This window comes from Pseudomonas sp. 34 E 7 (assembly GCF_900005715.1).
GTDB classification, from domain to species: Bacteria; Pseudomonadota; Gammaproteobacteria; order Pseudomonadales; family Pseudomonadaceae; genus Aquipseudomonas; species Aquipseudomonas orientalis_A.
On the sequence record NZ_CVTX01000193.1, the window covers coordinates 47223 to 52268 of the forward strand.

Consider the following 5046-nt stretch of genomic DNA (forward strand, 5'->3'; position numbering starts at 1 on the left):
CTTACTTTTGCGCTTTTCAAAAGTGAGCCGCCGTCAGGGCGGAACCCTAAGTGGCCGTTACCGCAGAAACGGATATGTACTCGGTCTGATCCAAGATACTGGCTGGCCCTGAGGCCGTCATCGGGGGCAAGCCCCCTCCCACATTTGGATCTCGGAGCGTCAGGTAGATACGCGTTAGCTCCCTCGCCACAGGTGCAGTGTCGCACCAAAATTGTGTAGATACCTATGCCCGCTGGAGGGCGCAGCCCTCCCCGACTCGCCACAGGGTAGCTGTCGAACTCAGCCTGGTTGAACATATTCCGGATAATCCACATACCCGGCCTCGGTCCCGCCATACAACCCCTCAGCCTTCAACGCATTCAACGGCCAGCCATTGAAGATCCGCTGCGGCAGGTCCGGGTTGGCAATGAACGGCCGGCCGAATGCAATCAGGTCCGCCAGCCCGGCGTCCACCAGTGTTGCGCCACGTTCGGCGGTGTAGCGGCCGGCATAAATGATGCATCCACTGAAGGTGCTGCGCACGGCCTGGCGGAAGCTGTCCGGCAGGTCGGGAGCATTGTCCCAGTCGGCTTCGGCGATGGAGACATAGGCGATACCCGACTGCTCCAGCACCTTGATCGCTTCGATATAGGTGTGGTGCGGGTCTTCTTCCACCAGGCCGATGTAGACACGCTCCTGATCGGTGCCACTGAACAACGGCGAAAAACGCACGCCGACGCGCTCAGGGCCGACTACGCGGCACACGGCTTCGACGATTTCGCGCAAAAAGCGCAGGCGATTGTCCAGCGTGCCACCGTATTCATCATCGCGCTGGTTGGAATGGGCCGAGATGAACTGGTTGACCAGGTAACCGTTAGCCGAATGAATCTCCACTCCATCGAAGCCGGCGTCCAGGGCATTGCGCGCCGCCTGTGCGTAGTGGCCGACCAGTTCCTCGATCTCCAGCACCGTCAGGGCGCGGGGGACCGGCGGTTGTTTGAGCTCACCGGCACCGGGCGCCGTTTCGATAAAGGCCTTGGCCTGCAGGGCCTGGATGGCCGAGGGGGCGACCGGTGCGGCGCCGTCGGGTTGCAAGGCATTGTGGGACACACGGCCCACATGCCACAGCTGGGCGAAGATCACGCCGCCCTCGGCATGCACCGCCTCGGTGACCTTGCGCCAGCCGTCGATCTGCGCCGGCGTGTAGATCCCCGGCGTCCACGCGTAACCCTGGCCGCGAGGCTCGATCTGGGTGCCCTCGCTGACCATGAAACCGGCGCTGGCGCGTTGACGGTAGTACGTGGCCATCAAGTCGGTGGCGATATCGCCCGGTTGTGCGCTGCGCTGGCGGGTCAGGGGCGGCAGCACGATGCGGTTGTTCAGGGTGTGATGCCCCAGTTTTACGGGGGTGTTCAACGGATGAGCCATGGGGATATTCCAAATTCAGGACGAGCGAAAACACTGGCGACTCTTGCGAGCCGCCACATGCATCTATCGGTGGGGTTAAGTCGGTGGGGTTAAGTTAAGCGGTGAGGTTCAACAGGGCCTCGGCCACTTCACTGGAGCTGCCGGGGTTCTGCCCCGTCACCAGCAGACCATCGACAATCACGAACGACTGCCAATCGGCGCCCTTCTCGTACTTGCCGCCCAGTTTCTTGAATTCATCTTCCACCAGGAACGGCACGACGTCAGTCAGGCCCACGGCGGCTTCTTCCGAGTTGGAGAACCCCGTGACGCGACGGCCCTTGACCAAGGGCTCGCCGTTGACCGCCTTGACGTGACGCAAGGCGCCCGGTGCGTGGCAGACCAACCCGACAGGCTTGCCGGCACGCTCGAACGACTCGATCAGCGCGATGGACACCGGCGACTCGGCCAGGTCCCACAGCGGGCCGTGGCCTCCTGGGTAGAAAACGGTGTCGAAGTCATCGGCGTTGACCGCGTCCAATTTCACCGTAGTGGCAAGGGCCTGCTGCGCGGCAGGGTCGGCGTTGAAGCGGTGAGTCTGTTCGGTCTGCGCATCGGGCTGATCGCTGACCGGGTCCAGCGGCGGCTGGCCACCGGCAGGCGATGCCAGCACCACCTCGGCGCCGGCGTCCTTGAACGCGTAATAGGGAGCGGCAAACTCTTCGAGCCAGAAGCCGGTCTTGCGGCCGGTATCGCCCAGCTGGTCGTGAGAGGTCAGTACCATTAATACTTTCATTTTCCAGTGCCTCGATCGTGGTGAATAGCAGGGTTTTCGGGGTGGCCCAACAACTGTCGGGTCAGGCCCAGCGCCTCATCGAACGGCGCGGTGGTACGGGTGATCTTGCCCATGACGCTGGTCCCCAGCCACAACGCATACAGGCGTCGGGCCAGGCTTTCGGCAGGTTGCTCAAGCATCAGCGAGCCGTCTTGCTCGCCGTGCCGCAGCGCCATGGCGAGCAACTCGATGGTGCGTGACGTGCCGCGCTGCAATGCCAGGCGCATCGGCTCTGAAAGGTCTGACACCTCGGCGCCGAGTTTGACGGCAAGGCATTTGCCGGCGTCGGTGCAGCCGGTGTGGTTGTCGATCCAGCCCTGCCAGTAGCGCATCAGCCTGGCGTAGTGGGACACGCCCGGCTGGCTGAACAGCTGCTGCATGCCCTCGATGTAGTGATCGAAGTAGGTATCGAGCAGCACCACCCCGAACGCGTCCTTGGAGGTGAAGTAGTGATAAAACGAGCCCTTGGGCACCTCGGCGGCTTGCAGGATTTCGTTCAACCCCACCGCAGAAAATCCCTTGGCGCCGACAATCGCTTGTGCACTGTCAAGAATGGTCTGCCGTGCGCTTCTGGTTTGGCTATGCATGCTTGGCCCCTTGCGATTAGACCAGTCGTCTAGTTCGTTGGGGCAATGTTAGGGACCGGGGCGCAGGCTCACAATGTCATATCCGCAAGGATTCCGGACATTCGCCACCGGCAGTTGCCGTTTATCCGGTACGCGGCGACAATCCTCCCTCCCGCGCCCCTTGGAGAATAACGATGCACAGCGTTGCGCTGATGGTTTACCCGAACTTCCAGTCCCTGAGCCTCAGCCTGGGCTCGGTGTTCGAGTGCGCCAACCTGCTGCGAGGCGAGCCGGCCTATGCCTTTCATCTGGTGTCGGAAAGCGGCGGCGCCGTCATGACGTCCCAGGGGTTTTCGGTAAACACCACGGCGATTCGTCCCGAGGGCTATGACACGCTGATCGTCAGCGGCTACCTGGAGTTTCGCCTGCCGGAAGCCAATCTGCTGGAGATGGTCAAGGCGGCTTCTGCGCAATCGCGCCGCGTGGCCTCGCTGTGCATGGGCATTTTCGTGCTGGCCGAAGCGGGTTTGCTCGACGGCAAGCGCACCACCACCCACTGGATCCACGCGCCAGCGTTTCGCAAGCGCTACCCGCACATTCGCCTGGAAGACGACAAGTTATTCGTGGTGGACGGCCAGGTTTGGACCGGCGCCGGCATGAGCGCCGGGGTCGACCTGGCACTGGCGATGGTGGAGAACGACCTGGGCAGTGACCTGGCCCGACGCATCGCCCGCAAGTTGGTGATCGCGCAGCGGCGCGGCAGTGAACAATCGCAACTGTCAGCCCTGCTCGAACTGGACCCCAAGTCCGACCGCGTACAACTGGCCCTGGCCTACGCCCGGGAAAACCTCACCCACGACCTATCGGTGGACGCCCTGGCCGAGGTCGCCCGCCTCAGCCCGCGCCAGTTCAGCCGGGTGTTTCGCGAAGAAACCGGGCAGACGCCGGCCAAGGCCATCGAAGCGCTGCGCGTGGAAGCGGCACGGGCCATGATGGAAACCAGTCGCCACCCGGTTGAAGTCGTGGCCCGCGAAACCGGGTTCGGTGATCGCGAGCGCATGCGCCAGGCGTTTCTCAGGGCGTTCGGGCAACCGCCGCAGGCGATGCAGCAGATGCTCTGCGGGCGGGGCCAATAATCGATCAATGCAGTGAAGCGTGGGTAATCAGGTAGCTCATCAGGTGCGGCTCATCGTCCAGCTCCAGGGTCTGCACCGGACGCGGCAAGTTATCCAGCACCGTGCGCCAGAACGCCTGGGACACTTCGTCCTGATCAAAAAAACGCACCAGCCAATTGTCCTCGCCGCTGCACAGCACCTGGGTGGCGATGGCGCGGCCGATGCCTTTGCGGCGGTAGCGCTTGAGGATGAACAGGTCGGCCAGTTCCAGGGCGTCGATGCCCGGCAATTCGCTGCCTTCGATCAGCAGGAAGCCGGCGATATAACCGTCCACCAGTAACAGATTGGCGCTCCACTGCGGGTCTTGCCAATAGCGGGTCAGGTGCTCGTCGTGGATGTAGAAACGGCCATCGGCCTCGACGTCTTCCTGCTCCCAGTCCGAAGACTCATAGGCGTAGTACTGGTAGAGATTGCGGATCAGCTCGGCGTGTTCAGGGCCGGTCTGGATCAATTCAACGGTGGTTTCAGGCATGGGGCTCTCAGTGAAAAAACGCAGGGCGCCATTGTTCACAAAAGCGCTGGCCAGCGCCAATACATTGCCCAACCTTTCTATTGGCTGAACCGATTGCAGATAGCGACCGCCCAGGCCGAAATCCTGAAACATTTAGAATAAACTTCGCCGGTTATCCCTTTTTTCAAGGACTTGTATTTTGACTAACGTCTGCTCCGCCGGCCTGGATGTGGGGTTCGCCTCCCTGGATTACCTGCAGATTTTCATCCTGGGGGTGATCCAGGGCATTACCGAGCTGCTGCCGGTGTCGTCCACCGCCCATATGCGCGTAGTACCCGCCCTGCTCGGCTGGCAAGACCCGGGCTCGGCGTTTTCCGCAGCGATGCAGTTGGCGGCGCTGGCGGCGGTGGTGAGCTATTTCTGGCGCGATGTGCAGCAAGTGACCACCGGCAGCATCAGTGCCGTACGCCGGGGTGACTACAACGACCGCTGGTTCAAGCTGGCAGTGGCGATTGTGCTGGCGACGATCCCGATCTGCATTGCCGGCCTGGCGCTGTCCTCGACCTTGAATAGCTGCAACTCGCCACTGCGCGGGCTGATGGTGATCGGGATTGCCTGTGTGGTAATGGCGGTGTT

The 5046-nt window shown here is 62.2% G+C and carries 5 protein-coding genes and 1 pseudogene; 2 read left to right on the forward strand and 4 right to left on the reverse strand.

Annotation, left to right across the window (positions count from 1 at the left end; all coding sequences use genetic code 11):
- Positions 1-279: 279 nt before the first annotated feature.
- From BFP96_RS28130 to BFP96_RS28140, 3 genes are all read right to left on the reverse strand, one after another.
- Entirely contained in the window at positions 280-1407 is a 1128-nt protein-coding gene (locus BFP96_RS28130) for an alkene reductase (protein WP_065937432.1), read from the reverse strand.
- A 94-nt stretch (positions 1408-1501) separates the two neighbouring features.
- The gene (locus tag BFP96_RS28135; RefSeq protein WP_065937433.1) at positions 1502-2179 is read right to left on the reverse strand and encodes a type 1 glutamine amidotransferase domain-containing protein; all 678 of its coding nucleotides are present in this window, start codon (positions 2177-2179) and stop codon (positions 1502-1504) included.
- Positions 2176-2805: a TetR/AcrR family transcriptional regulator gene (locus BFP96_RS28140; RefSeq protein ID WP_065894233.1), complete on the reverse strand. Its 630-nt coding sequence runs from the start codon at positions 2803-2805 to the stop codon at positions 2176-2178. Before BFP96_RS28140 ends, BFP96_RS28135 begins: the two co-directional genes overlap by 4 nt.
- Before the next feature lie 173 nt (positions 2806-2978).
- Here BFP96_RS28140 and BFP96_RS28145 point away from each other — a divergent pair, with 173 nt between their 5' ends.
- Positions 2979-3920, forward strand: coding sequence for a GlxA family transcriptional regulator (locus BFP96_RS28145; protein ID WP_065897161.1), 942 nt, complete (start codon positions 2979-2981; stop codon positions 3918-3920).
- A 4-nt stretch (positions 3921-3924) separates the two neighbouring features.
- Here the strand turns inward: BFP96_RS28145 and BFP96_RS28150 are convergent, their stop codons facing one another.
- Positions 3925-4563, reverse strand: a complete 639-nt coding sequence (locus BFP96_RS28150; RefSeq protein ID WP_065894227.1) for a GNAT family N-acetyltransferase — start codon at positions 4561-4563, stop codon at positions 3925-3927.
- Between the two features lie 46 nt (positions 4564-4609).
- Between BFP96_RS28150 and BFP96_RS31550 the strand changes: the two are divergent.
- Positions 4610-5046, forward strand: a pseudogene (locus BFP96_RS31550) (undecaprenyl-diphosphate phosphatase); the annotation flags it as partial.

Coding starts and splice junctions, on each gene's coding strand:
- BFP96_RS28130 (WP_065937432.1), bottom strand. CDS start 1,407: ATGGCTCATCCGTTGAACACCCCCGTAAAACTGGGGCATCACACCCTG.
- BFP96_RS28145 (WP_065897161.1), top strand. CDS start 2,979: ATGCACAGCGTTGCGCTGATGGTTTACCCGAACTTCCAGTCCCTGAGC.
- BFP96_RS28140 (WP_065894233.1), bottom strand. CDS start 2,805: ATGCATAGCCAAACCAGAAGCGCACGGCAGACCATTCTTGACAGTGCA.
- BFP96_RS28135 (WP_065937433.1), bottom strand. CDS start 2,179: ATGAAAGTATTAATGGTACTGACCTCTCACGACCAGCTGGGCGATACC.
- BFP96_RS28150 (WP_065894227.1), bottom strand. CDS start 4,563: ATGTTTCAGGATTTCGGCCTGGGCGGTCGCTATCTGCAATCGGTTCAG.